Below are 16,238 nucleotides of genomic sequence, written 5' to 3' on the forward strand. Positions count from 1 at the left end.
CGGCGTAATGCAGCCCCAGGTTGATCAACTGCTTAACCTGACGGACTCCGTCGTGTGTTGACCGTCCCGGTGGTCAGTAGCCAAAGCTGTTTGGAGAGAACCCCGGATCAAAGACAGGGGTCAGCACTTGCACAATGGCCTGCTGTATGACCCTATCCATCACGGCAGGGATTCCCAGCAAACGCTGACCGCCGTCCGCCTTTTCTATAACATGTCGGCGCACGGGTGATGGCTGGTAGGTTCCGTCCAATAAGGCTTGACGCACTGAAGGCCAATGCTGTTTGGCAAAGTCTGGATAAGCTTCAATGGTGACTCCATCGATACCCGGAGCCCCCTTGTTGCTTTTGACTCGTTTCCTGGCTCTTGCTCCTGCTTCGCACTACCTCCTGCATCCATGCAGTCGCATACACTTGCCAGATTAGCCGGTTCAAGTACGCAACTTAGTAGATCATTGTTCAAAGCTGGTTAAAGATTCTGTCGCCAGGTACGGTGAGTCGTCAGAGAGTTGTGAGACTCTGCCCTATCCCGATTATGTTCACCGACGCAGGCCGCATTGCGCAACTTGTTCTTTGATACTGTTCTTTAATCTTGTTTGTGTCGAGACCTCGATTATTTTGCCTGTTCATATCGAACAGCCCTATCGTGTACACGACCCCCTTTTTTCTTGCCTATTTTTTAACAGAGTCTATGTTTCTGACACATAAGAAAAAACCCGGCTCAGACGGAGGTGGCACTCCTAACCGGGTTTCTCTCGAATCAACGAGCCGTCACTCAGCGAGTAATGGCTCAGGGGATAGTATAGCCATGATTTCGTTCGCGTACACAATCGGAGTGATGAGATTGTTGAGGGTGAAAATACATACCGATGAGATGGCAAGCCTACTGCCTACTCAACGGCTGCTGCTGATTGTTTTGGCCACATTTGCCAATAGTGAAGGTGAGTGCTGGCCCAGTCAGAAAATCCTTGGTGATATGGTTGGCATAACCCGGCACCGAGTCAGTGAATGCTTGAAAAAACTTGAACAGGAACAGTTCATCGAAAGCATGTTCCGGCAAGATGCGACCGGCACTAAAACAAAAGCCTACCGAATGCTGTTCGAGCCCTTTGTCTTCAAACAAGTCAAGGAAGATCACTACAACTGCTTCGGCCAGCGGATCGACGACCCTCGCATGACTGATACTTCCTGGGCAGAATAGCAAACATAACGAATAAGCATCGAGGCTGACCGAGAATAGCGCCCGTAGCGAGGATGGCAGAAAATTGAGGATAAAAATTTCGTTTTGTGAGGTGAATAGCGGGGCTATTTGCCGAACAAAACGGAATTTTTAGACCAATTTGCTGCCACCGCAGTAGTGCAGTCTATTCTCGGACAGGGTCCTACTACCTACTAGACGGACCGCCGATTATGCAGGCGTTAGCAGCTTATTCATACTCTGATAATGCAAGGAACTATTTATAGTAAATATTGTCGAAAGATTATGATGTGGTTTTAGCAAGCAGGAAAAATAAAATATGGAAGCAATTCCCAAAATTGTGGAAACCGAGCCTCCTCACTTGGTTCAAGCTGCTTCTGTCCTGCCAATTGACAGGTTCATAGCATTTTCACGAGAGTGTCACAGAACCACTGCTAACAGAGTTATTATTGAGGTTGACGGGAAAGTATTTAACACCAGGCCTGATATATTTGAAGGTGTTAAGGTTGTAGATTATGACTCCTGCCAAAGTAACAACACTATGAGGTTTGAAGAACAGAGAGGAAGATCACCCGTTCCTTATTTTCCAGGAAATAACAAGAAAGCCCATGCAGGTATTTCAGTAGAGGTTTCCGCTACTTTATTTCCAGATCAATATGATTGCTTAAAAAAGCACTACGATTTTTTTAGCATGAAAGATGAGCAAGCCTCAGACTTTGATTTGGCATCCCAAAATGAAGGCTTGCCAAAACAACTTAGTGGTTATTGTATTGCGTATCTGAGTGAGTATTCCTTTAGAATCAGGCTAAAGCCTTTAGATTATTTGTTGTCTGAAATACTGGAATGCATTGGTGAAGATCAGTTAATCTTGAATTCCCCCGCCATTGCAAAAAAACTATATTTAATTCAGCATGGTGAAGATATTGATTTTCATTTTATTAAATTCTTGAGTAACGCCAACAACAATAGCGTCATATTAGTTGAAAATACAAATGGAGAACGATATGTAATAAAACATATATGGGGACGAATGACCGAGCTCAAACAAAACTACCCTGAAACTTTTACTGTATTAACTAGTGTCCGACAAGCGTCACTAAACAAAGGATTGCTTAGTGAAGCTGGGTCAGACATCAGTGTCACTCCCGTCGTAAGTACATACAAGTTCGCCTGTGTTCCAGTACACGGTCTCATTTATGACGAGCTGGCATTTTTTAAAATGGTTCCATTTGTTGAAGGCTTGACATTACATCAGGCAAAAACAAAAAATGAATTTACATCAGAAGAGTTCAACTCTATATATAAGAGAATAGCTCTATACTTGGCTCGCCTTCATACTAGTCCACATCAAACTCAAGTATTCAGAGATTCATCTGGAAAATGTATAAATGTGAGTGTTCCACATATGCATAACCATCCACATTCTGCGAACTGGTTAGTTAATACAGATAGCCATCATCTATATCTAATAGATTGGGATCAATATACGGATTACGTAAAAACAACAACTTCTCCTTGTCTGAAAATTGAGTTGCAACAACTTATGAAAGAAATTCCACCTGAATACAAAGAAACCTTCAAGTCAAGCTACATAGAAGAATGGGGAAGAAGAAGTATGGGTATTAGAAGTTCAGATAAAAAGGAGTTTATTGAACTACTTGGTAGAGTGCTATAAGTGACACATCCTGCATGTCAGCAGCTAACGAATAAGGATAGATTGTGACCAGCCGACGGGAACTGAAAGTGAAGGTCAGTGATAAAGCGCTGGTGAAACTGAAGGGGACTGTTAAAGAGCCGGAGTTTTTCAAGATAGTCGTCGAACGAAAGGCCATTCACTCACCCTGATTATTGTAGAGCTGAGAAAATCCCTGCTTGGCTGGAAAGCGTATTTCGACATTGCTGAAATACTAAGCCCTCTGTGGGATCTGGACAAATGGATTCGACGACGATTGCGGTGTTATGTATGGAAGCAATAGGGTCGTGAGGCTTTGTCCTATCCTGGTTTTGTTCACCCACGCAGGCCGCATTGTGCAACTTGTTCTTTGATACTGTTCTTTATCTTGTTTGTATTAGCTGGGTAACATCAAAACGCTCAGATACTAAGGGAGTGGGTTAAAGAACCAATACCCATTTTCTTGCATTATCCCGATGGCTGTCTATTTCAAACGTGAGACTATGAGCCTGTTGGACTGATGGTCAAAGGCTGCTCATAATGTGAGAGGAGCAGAGTCGTGAAACTCTACTCTATCCCGGTTATAAGGCAGCATCATATCATACGCATCGGCTTTAAAGATGGTGGTTTTTCAAAGGGTGAGGATCTACCCTCTAACTCTGACATGTATTCATTTAATTCATTAAAGCTTGTCTTCAACTCAAACATCTTTAAAATAATTTCCGTTTCACGTTTTGTTAGAACACTCTGCCAATTATTTTTGTTTAATAATGGAGTGGATAAATTGGTTTCACGACAAAAAGGTTTACATACTGCTCTCTGATTTGCAGATTGGATTGCTTTACACTTATGAGAAAATTTTGATGCTATTTTATAAAGTATGTAAGAAAGTGACCTTATTCTTTCTGGATCACTATCTATTTTTATTTTATTATTAAAATCTGATATTTTGAAATGACAATCTTTAGAAAAATACAGTGTGTTAGAATCAGCTAGATCCGCATAATCTATAAGATCTTTCTCTCTTATATATAAATATCCTGCAATAATGTTTTTGAAAATGTGAGCAATTTGATCAGGTTCCAGGGTGATAGAATCTATACCAAATAAACCTATCATGTCAGCCAAGTCACAGTCAGCCAACTCTAATGCAATATTATATGGATAATATGAGGTTGCTGTGTCCTGAAAACCTAAAAGACGTACTATGTTTGTATGGGGGTTAAGTTGTTTCAAACATTCAACTTCATAGCATCCTATATCTTTTTTCGTTTTTTTAATTGCAATATATTCATCGGCATCCTGTTTTTTAGCAACAAAGCACTTGCCATTTGCTCCTGAGCCGATTAAGTGCATCACCTTGTAATTTGAAAATTTAAATTCGAGTACTTGACCTTCCTGGTAAGTATCAACTTCTCTACTGCTTCCAATGGGTGATTTTGCTATCGCTAGTGAGCTCTGGGCTTGCATATATTTACCAGTATTAAAGCAAATGGAAAAAATGACTTTTCTAGTCAAGCGTTTGATAAATTTCTACCTGCCAATCTGCGAAAATATTCCGGATAAGATTCTTATAACAACAGCTTCTTCGTGTGGACTGCGCCGCACAAACGGGGGTAGGTGCTTAACCCGGATATTTCATAAACGTGCTCCCGATCTCGCTTGTCCTTTGCCGCTCTAAGGGAGTTTTGCTCAGTCGACTGTACTCCCCGGTACGGCGCTCCCTCACAAAATCCCTTAGAGCGACAAAGTCCGGCGCGAGATTCGGGGTAGTTTATGAAATATCCGGGTTAATGTGCAACAGCAAGCACCTGCATTTAATATAATGTAAAATCAGAAGACGCCGTTATTGTTCTTAATATCGCCACCGTTAATTAGAGAGTAAAGTCGCATAAAGTCATCCAGTGCTTGAATTGAGTCCCAGTGCTCAACGATCCTGCCATTTTCAAGCCGCCAAGTATCAACAATATTCATTCCTTTTTTATCATTACCCCTGTCTTCTTTCTTCAAAGTAGCATGTGAATGGAAAATCACGTAATTACCATCAACATAAATATGCTTTATGTCATAGGTGTAATCGGGATAGTCCTCAACAAACTCTTTTAAAAAGCCAACCAGGCCAGTGACTTTATCGGGTAAATTACGATTGTGTTGAACAAACGAGCTATCGTTATACTTCTCGAGAATGTAGTCAAAATGATGCTAAAGTTAATGTCTCAAGCTACTAATGTTCAAAATCCAATAAAAGATGGGACTTATTAATGGACGTCCAGATACACGGACTTGCTGCACTATCGTACACATGGAACAAGGAGCGTGATGACCAGGGTTCAATGGTAATAGCCTTTGCAAGAGCTGTGATGGCGATATCGATTGGAATAAAAAAACAGGGAACCTGGTTGAAGAAAACAGGTCAAACAGACACATTGACATTGAACTCAGGTATTTCAATATGAACACATTATCAGGAACACTAAATCGTGATACACCAATGCCTGAGTTTCAGCGTGTCTATCCGTATCCACCGGTTCTGATTCCGGACCCTTCCAAGCAAAAAAAGTTTACCTGTCTATATTCAGAGCCAAGGCCACATATTCTTTCCGATCCTTATCAGCTGCCATGCGGACACATCATTTGTAAGCCATGCATAGAAAGAAATATTAAAGACAGAGAGATAACCTGCCCCCTGGCTGAATGTAACAGCCGCATAAATATAAAAGATATTTTTGTCGATGCAGCTTATGCGAGAGAGATCAATGGTCTTATTGTCGAGTGCCTGGAACCACAATGCAGCTGGAAAGGGGAGTTTCAAAATTATCAGAAAGTTCATGTCTATAACTGTAATGGCCCAACATCAAAAAAGTATCTGACAGAAGAAATAGAATACTTAAAAGAGCGATATGAACACAATATAAAAATACAGCCTGAAAGTAACACTGATTCAGACGCCTTAAAGGAAGAGCTGGAGAATACGATTCAGGAAAATAAGAGGCTGACTGAGCAAGTCCAGTCACAAAGCCAGAAAATAAAATTACTTGATGTGGAATTGGAAACAGCTAAGTCTGAGAATTGCTCATTGTCAACCGTCATAAGCACAATTGTTAATGATCAACAATTGTCCGTACGTTCCGGATATGACAGCCATACCTCCAACACCGAAACGAAAGCCGGACCCCCGAAGGTCAAAATGGATAATGTATCCAAGGTGGTTCCACCCGCAACTGTCGCTCAACCATCTGCATCAGCAGGAGCTGGGGATGTTGTCTATTCATGGCAATTTGATCATGCTGAAAACTTAAACAAAACGGGTGGGGTAATACAGAAGAGTAAGCCATTCCAAATCAACAACCATACCTTTCAGTTGTTTTTAGTGAAACAAAGTCATGAATACCTGTCTTTGTACGTTCGTGTGATCAATGGAGACAATGATGGCAAAGCCGAATGGCCCTGCAGTGAATCCATGAAATTTATTATGAAAGATCACAGCAAACATAAGAAAGACATTAAAATGACGATTCATCTATCAAGAGCTCCGGGCGAGTGCCGAAGATCCCCGGGAAAGACCCCGCTTCCTCTTGTGGGATTTAAAGAATTTTGCAGACTGCGCAGTTTACAACCCCCGAAGTGGGATTCTGAATACTGCTATTTGGATTCCGAGAGCAAAACAACGATAGAAGTGCTGTCAGTCGCTCAGATCAAACCCAATTTTTATAATTCGCCATACGACGTGATCGAAGGTAGCGGACTGATCAGCTGGCCCATCCGAAATTGCAAACAAATAATTAACGGTACCCGACACAGTGATCATGTATTACATAGCCCGGTTTTTTATACGTCAGATGAAGGATACTGTTTCAAACTCATTCTGGATTTCGAAGGTACCTACCATGCAAATCATACCAGGGCGACAATTCGCGCACAGGTTATGCCAGGAAAGCATGACGAAAAATTGACCTGGCCGGTATCCGGAGGAATAAAAGTTTCACTACTGGATAGAAGACATAACATCGAAGACCATCAAAAAATAGACATATCAACGGTTATACCAGTGAAATCGAAAAATAGAGTGGTAAAAGTTCAATCTTGTTATGACGAACATCAAGCACAAACTGTAACTGTAGATTTCTTTAATTTAATGATGCTTAAATGGGAACAAAAGGATCTTGGCAAACCTATTTATAAATTTAATGATGAGATGGCCATTAAGGCTGAGTATATTCCGTTTGAAATTGAATAGTCGAATGTTCAAATGCCAGAGTGTCTTTGAAAGCTGTATTTCCATACCTGCAAAGAGTCCATTGATATGCAACCTCAAAATAATTATGTTTACAGTTTTGATATTATCTCTCCAGGTGTTGGCAAACCCGAATTAGTTGGTGCTGCTGCTGGTGGTGTTATTGGTTGCTGTGCAGGGTAGGCGGTTGAAGGGTGTATGATAGGTGCAATCCTGGCCAAATTATATGGAGATTCTCTGAGCGAACTTTATCGGATAAATACAGGGGGAACAGGATACAGCAACAGAACCTTACTCTGCTCATGCCAGCCATACAACGTATAAACAGAGACTAATTGAAGATAAAATTGCGTGCTGTCAGGGCTTGTTGATGCTTCGGCGTGCTCAGCTTCAACGATATTAAATATTTGCGGCAAGTATTAGAAAAACATCTATTTTACTGCCATAACCCATGGACTGGTTAGCCTTTGGCGACTGACCAGAAAGGCGGTCAATAATCAACAGCCCTGCTCTGGTATCGGCACATCATGCCATGGGTACATTTGTATGGAGGAATGATCGGCTATCCAAAAGGTTATCAAATGAAAATTGATTCTTCCTTACCAAACGCATTCAACCCTCAAACCATGGTCACACAAACCTCCAAGAAGGCAGGTATCATTGTTTGCCAGGGGTATATCCGGTGTGGGAATGATTTGGCGCAGAAGCATGAACACAAACCGATTGTTGACTATCAGGTTAGACAACTTGCCGGTGTTGCCCTGAAGGCGGGAACAATTTTGATGCGCCGTGCGGCAGGCTTTGCTTTCAGTCAGGTGATGAGTTCACCCTATGTTGGTGCTGTGGCACCAGGGCTGAAAGAATCGATGCTGTTTTTTGCGGCTTTGTATAATCAGCAGCAGATGGCTCAGGCGGAATCCAGATCCAGTCAATTGCACTCACCCTTATCTGCAACAACTCCCCCTGTAACTACTGCTATCGATACAGAATTTACTCCCTCAACCTTAATAACTCCTGGCCAAACCCAAACGCCAGAAGCAATAACCGCTTCCGTTCAAACCCCGACATCCAGCCAAACAACAACGTCTGCACAAACAACGATATCTGCACAAACAACAACGCCAGAAGCAATGACAGCTTCTGCCTCTCCCCCAACGCCCGACCCAACCACAGCGCCTCGGGCGGCATGCGCAGATGATCAATTCACCTGTGACAATGGCGAGTGCATCGGTAAGGAGTATCAATGTGATGGAAGTAAGAGAGTGCGTTATATGGATTGTGGGGATGGCTCCGATGAAGACTACTGCACACCGGATGTATGTAACAAATTAAAGCGGTTTATTTGTGCTGACGGCACCAAATGTATTTCGTTAAGGTTTCGATGTAGTGGACTTTCTGGTGCAGACACGCAATGTGCTGATGGCTCCCATGAAACGAACTGCACACAGGATGAATGCAGCAAATTAGGGCGGTTTATTTGCAAAAACGGTGAATGTCTTCCTTCCTATGTTTCATGCGATAGAGATTACGATTGTGCTGATGGCTCGGATGAGCGGGCGGAATTATGCAGCAATTTAACAACACCAGCACAAACCACAACGTCGGAACAGCTCACAACGCCCACACAAATCATTCTTGAAACTAGTTCTAACTATACAGAATTTGATGAACACCCGACAGACACCTCCAGCGAACTCTCAGCCTATGCCTTGTACGCAATACCCACTTTCCTGGCAGTGGGAGTCGGCTCCTATGCCCTTTGTGCCTACGCAAGCTACAAGGCCATTAAGCAGGCTACTCCGACATTACCAACAGGGCAAGCGTTATCACGATCACTCTGGCATCCCTTGTCTTTCCAGCAGTCCCAGCAGCAATTGGCGGCTGTAGCAGGCCCATCAATTGGCACTGAATCACGGGAAGCATTTGAAATGCAGCAGAAACTTGTTTAGCAGGAAAAATCAGAATGGGTCAGTAAACAGGAAAGACTTGATTATTTCCGTTTTTATACCAGACTCGACTTCTGGTCATATTCAGGAGACAGCCAGTATTTTTTTAACGGATTCTTTTGAATAAACATTTTTTAAATGAAATGTACAAAAAACCTACTTTGAAATATTTACCATGACATCCGTCACTCCTGAACATCTCAAGTCATTCTCGCCCACTGCATCCCCCGTTCTGGTCTGTCACCACCTGTCCATGCAGCCTCGCACTGACGAGTTATTCAATGGTCGTCAGTTGGTCGTGTGCGAAAACCCCAATACACGACTCATCCGTTCCTCTGATTGTCAATGCGATAGGCTGTTTCGTGATGATGCTGACATTCAGGAATTAGATACGTTGTTACAGAACCGGGCTATAGATGTTCATGCGAAAAAAGCCCGGTATACAATCCGGGCCTCAGCGTATGGGCCCCGAGAGGTGGTGCATTGGCGTTCTCCACTGAGAGAATTTAGCCCAAATATACTGGAGCAACTGCAATGGTACCTGAGTAAAGAGGGGGTTGATATCAATCAGCCCATCAACCAGGCGCAGCAAACCTTGTTGCACCAGTTCTGTAAAGCGAGCTGTCTCTATCAGAGGGAGCCGGAAACGCTGTACTCTGTGCATCCTGATACGGTGGTGAAATTACTTTTGAGCCATGGAGCCTCGCTGCTTCCCGATTGCGCTGGTAACACACCATTACACCTTGCCTGCAATGTTGGAGCTACCCCGGAGCTTATGGAAATATTGCTGACAAAGGTCAATGGCCGCCCGGAAATCCTTGACGCAGTCAACAACGACAGGAAGACAGCCCTGTCCGAGGCGCTCAGTTCATCATCATGGGTTGGTATAGCGGTGCTTCTGTTGCGCTCAGGAGCCAGTATCGGTGACGCCGACAACCGATATCATTACAGTCCGCTTCGTGCAATGATAGAAAATCAACAACTTACCAGTGAAAAACTGTACTTCCTCACTCGCTATGGGTTAGATATCAATAACTGCTTCAGTGAAGGCATACTCCCTTTCAATGAGTTTGTCAGGGATATGTATTACTGTAACTTCTACTTTGATTCCGATGTACTTCTTTATCTGTTAAAGGCAGGATTGGCCCTGAACCGCCTTGATTGTTATGGTCAGTCCCTGCTTTCCATGTGTTTCAATGTTTTTGCCGGAAATATCGATTATTATCGAAAGCTTGAATTGTGTTCTTTTGTCTTGAAAGCTGCTTATAAATACCATTTTCCAGAAAATGTTGATGCACTGAAAGGCGCTGTTTCGGATGCGTTGATAGAAAAATATGCCAAGGATATCTGGACACTGTTAACAAGCTTTTCGGATGTTTTTTATCTCATTGATAACACCATCGAAATCATTGCCAGCGATTTGAATGCACAAAATAAAAAGAAATTGGAAGGGTGGTTGAAACAAGCCAGAGACAGGTATCGTCCGGATTGGAGCCTTCGCCCTTTTGTCCACCAGCCCTGTGAACCGTTTGCACACTCTTGCAAAAAATCTTTTATGCGTCACATGGACGCTGTTTATAATGCGGCAACCCCTGATTTTGCCGGGGTTGGGCTACTTAAATCAGACCTGGATTGCTCTGAAATAACAGAGATTAATGAGGATTCTGATTGTGATGATACTGAAGACCATCAGGACAATCATTCAGTACGATATTCAGATATTCATTTATATGACTGGCTTTTTGACTATCAATTTGCAGCATTACGTCAACTGGTTTTGTCACATAAAGAAATTCATAAGACTATCGGTCAATATAAAAACAAGCTCGTGGTTGAATTATCCATTGACAATAAAGAGAAACTTGATCAATTGCTCAGGGAGACTACTTTAGTTGGTGAGTGTTAATGATATGACCCATCAAAATTCTCTACTGTTTTGTCCTCAGTCAGTGCAGGTTTTGAGCGTTGTCTGAAATGGTCATGTACTTGAATGAATGTTTTCAGGGTGATTTGCAGAAGTCTCTCCATAACGGTTGGAGATCAATGAATATCGTAAAAAATTTCCGGAGGTATTCAATGTACACACAGGCTTTAAACATTCTCAAACATACAAGACAACTCACCAACAGCCAATTTTCAGCAATGGCTGCCAACTCACTTCGAAATGAAACCGGTAACAAATTATTTTCGGGACGGGTTGTTTTTGGGCAAGCCATACAAAACCTGCATATGTCGGCCCGCTCTGATCGGTGTGATTTTTCTGATGATAAATACAGGCCAGGGAATGAGTGCGACCATGTTGAGATGAATATCCGGGATGATTCACCATTTCCAGACAACGGTGATCATTACTGTGAATTTATTAACGACAAGAAGTCGAGAGCTAATAGTGACAGCCGCTTTGGAGGACCAGTTATGCGTTCAGTCACCCCTGATGATCTCAAGGCATTCAAGCCCATTGCATTACCCGTCGTGGTCTGTCACCACCTGACACTGGAGCCTAAGACGACAGAGATATTTAATGGACGTCAGGTGATTGTGTGCGAAACCCCGGGTACACGGTTAATCCGTAGCCCTGATTGCCAATGCAATACTCTGTTTCGAGGCATTGCTGACACTCAGGAACTGGATACGCTGTTAGAGAGCCGGGGTATTGATATTCGTGCAAAAAAAGTTCAGCACATAACCCAAACTTCGGCGTATGGGCCCGATGATACCGTGTATTGGAATTCTCCAGTGCGAGAAACCGACCCCAATATACTGGATCACCTGCAATGGTATTTGAGTAAAGATGGTGTTGATATCAATCAGCCCATCAATCAGGCGGGACAAACCTTACTGCACCAGTTTTGTCGAGCGAGCTGTCTTCATTCACGCAGTGGTGGACAAAAGTACACAACGAATCCTGATACCGTGGTGGAATTGCTGTTGAGCCGTGGTGCCGAACTGATTGCTGATCGCTTTGGTAACACGCCATTACACGTTGCCTGTCAAACTGGTGCCTCCCTGGCGCTTATGGACAGGTTACTGGAAAAGGCTGGTGGCCGTCAGGAAATCCTTGACGCCGTTAACAGCAGCGGGAGGACAGCGCTGTCTGAAACATTGAGCTTAACGTCATGGGTCGGTCTTGCTGTGCTTCTGTTGCGGGCTGGCGCCAGTATCGACAACGCTGACAACCGTTACAAAAACAGTCCGCTTCATGCAATGATGGCAAGTCGGTTTCTCGACAGTGAAAAAATCAATTTGCTGACCCACCATGGGTTAGATATCAATAAGCACACCAGCGACGGAAAACTCCCTTTCAATGAACTGGCCCGGAACATTAACACCTATTACTTCTATCGTGTTTCTGACACGCTTCTCTATTTGATAAAATCCGGGTTGCATCTGAACCGCCTTGATCATAATGGCCAGTCCCTGCTTGCCACATGTTTCAGCGTTTTTGAAGATCATGGTGAATATTTTCGCAAGCTGGAATTGTGTTCTTATGTCCTGAAAGCCGCGTATAAATACAATTTTCCGGGAAATATCGACACTCTGAAAGGCGCTATTTCAGATACGTTAATAGAAACCCGGGCAGGTGATATTGGAAAACTGTTAACCAGTGATGCGGATGTTTTTTATCTGATTGATAGCACCTCTGACGTCATTGCCGACAATTTGAGTGCGCAAAATAAAATGACACTGGCAACGTTGCTGGCAAAAGCCAGAGATATGCACAGCACGAATATAAGTCTTTACCCTTTCGTCCACCTGCCCCGTGAACCTTTTGCCCACTCATGCAAAGATTCCTTCATAAGCCAGATGGAAGCTACCTATAACGCACCTAGAAGTGATTTTGCCCGGGTTGGGTTAGATCCAGAGTCGGATGATTCTGTCCGGGACAGTCATGATTGGGGTGAATCCATTTGCCATGAGACAGAGAACTCTGAAGACAACGACGCTATTCACCATTCAGACATTAGATTATATGACTGGCTGTTTGAGCATCGGTTTGAAGCATTACACCGACTGCTTTCGTGCAATAAAGGGCTTCATAAAGCTATCTGTAAACATAAACTCAGTCTTGCAGGGGAATTATCGGCTGATAATCAGAAAAAGCTCGATCAATTGCTGCTGGAAACGGGTTCGATGGGTAAATATTAACTAAGAATTTAATATTTTCAGGTTATTGTATTGTTAGATTAAAAACCTGCTTATTTTCTGTTTGGTCAAAAGTTGGTCAACCCTGAACCGGGTCTCAGCAGTGACTGGTCGATCATTCGTGCATTATTAGTGGGTATTTATTGATGTAGATCAATTCTTTTGCTTCGGTAAATACGTAGCATAAGCTCAATCATTGAGTGTTTGCCGAAGTCGGTAACGATTGTTTCGGAGCCTGGTAATAAGAACACCAAATACTCACTCTCTGTCTAAGAATAAATACCACCCCAATAATAATAAAAAACGCAAACAGCTGATGGTTCAGCATTTGCAGCCTTGTCTCTGGCAAGGTTTTTTATTATGTGATACGGGTACTTGCAGTGCCCGTATTCAGGCGATGATACGCCAACGCAGGAACAGCTGCCACAAATCAAATTAACCCGTTTTATCGACTAGTAGTTGATTACTTTTGTCAGTCATTTTGATTGATTCCGGTTTTCGAGTGTACTTATGCACATTGCCTGAAATACCGGGTTGTTTGGTGGTTACCTTCAGGGCCTGTATAAAAGAAGGAGCGGTTACCAGTGGCAAATGTCTTACACAGAGTATGGGGATTCCCTGACTGTAAATGATAAGTGAAAGCCTCAGAATGGAAGCCGTCAGTTGAGACAGGAAGTCAAAGCAGCCAGGAAGGTGGATGGCTGACAAATCAGGGATGTGACATGGCAGGGAGCCATTGGACAGGATGTCCGGATTTTCAGGATGAAGGCTGTGCAGGGACTTTAGTAGGGCAGGATGCCTAACCAATTGGACAAGAGTCCATAGGTAAAAAAACAGATCCGGGATGGATCTGTTTTTGTTTGTGCCTGGCATTCTTCGACTCCGCTTCAGGGTGAATGGAGATCAAGTTCTGAACCGGGAAATTAATTCAGTAGTGTTCCAGATGCCTAGCCAATTCTTGCCATTGCTCCGGGGTAAGCCGGGTAAGCTCATTTCTGGCCCTGGCGACAAAATCCCCGTAGGGCTTATCTCGCATTGAGGCAAGTTCCTCTGCGGCCGGTTCACCCACTTTTTTGTCATTCACCGGAGCCATGATTAACAATCCACTCATTTCAAGACAGCCATAACTCTGCTTTTCAGACACATATTGAGGATTAACATTGGCATTTTGATTTCTGGGAAAAATGAAAGAGTGCAAGGAGTTATTATCGTCTGCCCAATAGACCACGTTGTAGCCGCCAGTACCGCAGACATCGCTTTTGCTTAAGTATTTCAGAGTATTATTAAAGACTTGCGCAAATTCAGCAGAATGCTCACCTGCAATATGAATTCCTGAAAAATGTGCCGTGTTATGGGCTTGATCACCGGACATCCAACGGATCGTGGTTTTCCCATACTGTATTACCGGCAGGTCAGCCTCCAAAGAGAGTTGTCCGTTATCCAACGCTTTTCGCAGGGGCAAATTCTCTTTCATTGCATGGATATGAAGATGCGGCTGTGAGTTTCCCCTGTAGCCACTATGGGCAAAGGTATAGGCTGGTCCCATGGCTGTTGCCAAATCAAAGAGCTCTGAACTTTTAACAAATATGGTGCTTTGATCAATATGTTCTGTGGGTTTTATCAACCAGCATTCAGCACTGTAAGGCCGGAAATTGGAGATGATGGTAATGCCCCCGGTGTGGATTTTCAGTAGCCTGGAATCGTTATTGCATAATGCACAGGGCTTTCGTGGGTGACTCTGCCCTTTGTTCTTTTCAAATGATCCCTGAATGGATTCATCGAACGTGTAAAGCCTGTTAGGAAAGGATCTGAATTTCAGATAAGGGTTGTCTTGTACCTGGCCATCCTCACGCAGCAACTGATTACATAGGGTGAGCTGTGCCTGACGAGCCATTATCTTCAATAAAGGGAAGATTTTACGCGGGTCGTCAGGCGTTATGATCTTGACGGAATTGACTGCCTGAACATGTTTGTCGATAAATGTGCGAATTTCATGATGAGAAGTATCTTTAAGACAGTGGCTGTTATCAGTATTTCGTATAAAAAACTGTTGAGTAATGTTCATACCCACCTCCCTGTTGATTGACTAAAAATGCATCTCAAAGCAGCTATGTGCTTTCAAAGAACTGCATTTACAATCATGGCTGTTTCGACTTTCGACCCTTCAAATAGATTTGAACACTCCTTGCCGGATCCCGTTGCAATCTGGATTAGCCTTATGTCCTTTTTTTGTTGAATAATCTGCCTGCTTCCAAACCATACCGAGTAAAGGAAAGGTTAAAAATAACAAAGTGGTTAGCAATACTAACGGCCTTAAATACTTTGATGGTTCGCAAAGCCCTGCTTGACGGAACGAGAATTTCTTAAACGATTGAGGGTATGAATGCGCTGCAGCATGCCATCGGGTAGATTTTCACTGTCAATACAGCAGACCTGCTAAAATACCTTGCGATGGAGCGCAAAACGTCAGTGAAGGGCGAGCATATTAAACAAAATGCAGTTTTTTGTACTGATAATCATGAATACAGTTGTTGAAAAAGTAGGCCTGCTTTACCAGGAAAAAGATATCTCTCCGGAAAGCTATGCCCTTTGGAAAACCGCTGCCAAAGGCAACCCCCGGAGTGAGGAAGTCAGGGAATTCAGAAGATGGTACAACACATCCGGAATGGGGCGATCCAATCAGGGGCATGACTGGTTTAGCGCCACTCTGGACAATGACGAGATTTATGCCGTGGTGGAGTTTCTGAAGTCATTAAGCGGACCGGCCATGAAAAATGGCATGCCAAAACCGAAACGGTATTATCAGCTTGAGCAATAGCGTCTGTTGAAATGATAAAACGGATCAGGCTCCTGGTTTCTTGCCCTGAACATTGCCACAAGATAGATGGGTGTCCTTTTTTAAAAAATGAGAATTTTCTAAGTGGTTAATAGGCCTTGAGTTCTGGCGTTCATCAAAAAGAAAAACACCATTAATGTAGCAAGATCTTTAGGAGAGTGAGAGCAATGCAGCCTGCCGGGGGAATAACACCGATATTACCTAATCACCCGG

Annotated in this window: 13 protein-coding genes; 9 read left to right on the plus strand and 4 right to left on the minus strand. The window is 43.3% G+C overall.

What is annotated here, in order from left to right; all coding sequences use genetic code 11:
* Nucleotides 1-73: 73 nt before the first annotated feature.
* A complete protein-coding gene (locus O3276_RS16725) occupies nucleotides 74-265 on the minus strand; it encodes a hypothetical protein (RefSeq protein WP_269672345.1) in 192 nt (63 codons plus the stop codon).
* A gap of 584 nt (nucleotides 266-849) precedes the next feature.
* Here O3276_RS16725 and O3276_RS16730 point away from each other — a divergent pair.
* The 4 genes from O3276_RS16730 (at nucleotide 850) to O3276_RS25825 (ending at nucleotide 3,170) form a co-directional block, all read left to right on the plus strand.
* Nucleotides 850-1,197 carry a helix-turn-helix domain-containing protein gene (locus O3276_RS16730; RefSeq protein ID WP_269672346.1) on the plus strand — a complete coding sequence of 116 codons (348 nt, stop codon included), beginning with the start codon at nucleotides 850-852 and terminating at the stop codon, nucleotides 1,195-1,197.
* Between the two features lie 316 nt (nucleotides 1,198-1,513).
* Nucleotides 1,514-2,869 (plus strand): protein kinase family protein, encoded by a 1,356-nt coding sequence (locus tag O3276_RS16735; RefSeq protein WP_269672347.1) that lies wholly within the window; start codon nucleotides 1,514-1,516, stop codon nucleotides 2,867-2,869.
* Nucleotides 2,870-2,913: 44 nt separating this feature from the next.
* On the plus strand, nucleotides 2,914-3,039 hold the full coding sequence (locus O3276_RS16740) for a hypothetical protein (protein ID WP_269672348.1): 126 nt from the start codon (nucleotides 2,914-2,916) through the stop codon (nucleotides 3,037-3,039).
* A gap of 23 nt (nucleotides 3,040-3,062) precedes the next feature.
* Nucleotides 3,063-3,170 (plus strand): group II intron maturase-specific domain-containing protein, encoded by a 108-nt coding sequence (locus O3276_RS25825; protein ID WP_442876604.1) that lies wholly within the window; start codon nucleotides 3,063-3,065, stop codon nucleotides 3,168-3,170.
* A gap of 290 nt (nucleotides 3,171-3,460) precedes the next feature.
* On the opposite strand, the gene O3276_RS16745 is transcribed toward O3276_RS25825, so the two are convergent.
* Together O3276_RS16745 and O3276_RS16750 are read right to left on the minus strand one after the other, a co-directional pair.
* Nucleotides 3,461-4,336, minus strand: a complete 876-nt coding sequence (locus tag O3276_RS16745) for a protein kinase domain-containing protein (RefSeq protein WP_269672349.1) — start codon at nucleotides 4,334-4,336, stop codon at nucleotides 3,461-3,463.
* A gap of 363 nt (nucleotides 4,337-4,699) precedes the next feature.
* On the minus strand, nucleotides 4,700-5,053 hold the full coding sequence (locus O3276_RS16750; RefSeq protein WP_269676008.1) for a nuclear transport factor 2 family protein: 354 nt from the start codon (nucleotides 5,051-5,053) through the stop codon (nucleotides 4,700-4,702).
* Nucleotides 5,054-5,318: 265 nt separating this feature from the next.
* Between O3276_RS16750 and O3276_RS16755 the strand changes: the two genes are divergently transcribed.
* From O3276_RS16755 to O3276_RS16770, 4 genes are all read left to right on the plus strand, one after another.
* Nucleotides 5,319-7,103 carry a TNF receptor-associated factor family protein gene (locus O3276_RS16755; protein WP_269672350.1) on the plus strand — a complete coding sequence of 595 codons (1,785 nt, stop codon included), beginning with the start codon at nucleotides 5,319-5,321 and terminating at the stop codon, nucleotides 7,101-7,103.
* 551 nt (nucleotides 7,104-7,654) lie between these two features.
* Complete coding sequence (locus O3276_RS16760) at nucleotides 7,655-9,049, plus strand: LDL receptor domain-containing protein (protein ID WP_269672351.1); 1,395 nt, start codon at nucleotides 7,655-7,657, stop codon at nucleotides 9,047-9,049.
* Between the two features lie 172 nt (nucleotides 9,050-9,221).
* Nucleotides 9,222-10,952 carry an ankyrin repeat domain-containing protein gene (locus O3276_RS16765; RefSeq protein ID WP_269672352.1) on the plus strand — a complete coding sequence of 577 codons (1,731 nt, stop codon included), beginning with the start codon at nucleotides 9,222-9,224 and terminating at the stop codon, nucleotides 10,950-10,952.
* A gap of 170 nt (nucleotides 10,953-11,122) precedes the next feature.
* Entirely contained in the window at nucleotides 11,123-13,192 is a 2,070-nt protein-coding gene (locus O3276_RS16770; RefSeq protein ID WP_269672353.1) for an ankyrin repeat domain-containing protein, read from the plus strand.
* A gap of 925 nt (nucleotides 13,193-14,117) precedes the next feature.
* Here O3276_RS16770 and O3276_RS16775 read toward each other — a convergent pair.
* Entirely contained in the window at nucleotides 14,118-15,254 is a 1,137-nt protein-coding gene (locus O3276_RS16775; protein ID WP_269672354.1) for a hypothetical protein, read from the minus strand.
* A gap of 453 nt (nucleotides 15,255-15,707) precedes the next feature.
* On the opposite strand from O3276_RS16775, the gene O3276_RS16780 reads away from it, so the two are divergent.
* Nucleotides 15,708-16,007: a hypothetical protein gene (locus tag O3276_RS16780; RefSeq protein ID WP_269672355.1), complete on the plus strand. Its 300-nt coding sequence runs from the start codon at nucleotides 15,708-15,710 to the stop codon at nucleotides 16,005-16,007.
* Nucleotides 16,008-16,238: the final 231 nt, after the last annotated feature.

This window comes from Endozoicomonas sp. GU-1 (assembly GCF_027366395.1).
Taxonomy (GTDB): Bacteria; Pseudomonadota; Gammaproteobacteria; order Pseudomonadales; family Endozoicomonadaceae; genus Endozoicomonas.

Bases quoted from the DNA above. Each gene is read 5' to 3' on its own strand.
- O3276_RS16735 (WP_269672347.1), top strand. From the start codon at position 1,514: ATGGAAGCAATTCCCAAAATTGTGGAAACCGAGCCTCCTCACTTGGTT.
- O3276_RS16745 (WP_269672349.1), bottom strand. From the start codon at position 4,336: ATGCAAGCCCAGAGCTCACTAGCGATAGCAAAATCACCCATTGGAAGC.
- O3276_RS16755 (WP_269672350.1), top strand. From the start codon at position 5,319: ATGAACACATTATCAGGAACACTAAATCGTGATACACCAATGCCTGAG.
- O3276_RS16760 (WP_269672351.1), top strand. From the start codon at position 7,655: ATGATCGGCTATCCAAAAGGTTATCAAATGAAAATTGATTCTTCCTTA.
- O3276_RS16765 (WP_269672352.1), top strand. From the start codon at position 9,222: ATGACATCCGTCACTCCTGAACATCTCAAGTCATTCTCGCCCACTGCA.
- O3276_RS16770 (WP_269672353.1), top strand. From the start codon at position 11,123: ATGTACACACAGGCTTTAAACATTCTCAAACATACAAGACAACTCACC.
- O3276_RS16775 (WP_269672354.1), bottom strand. From the start codon at position 15,254: ATGAACATTACTCAACAGTTTTTTATACGAAATACTGATAACAGCCAC.
- O3276_RS16780 (WP_269672355.1), top strand. From the start codon at position 15,708: ATGAATACAGTTGTTGAAAAAGTAGGCCTGCTTTACCAGGAAAAAGAT.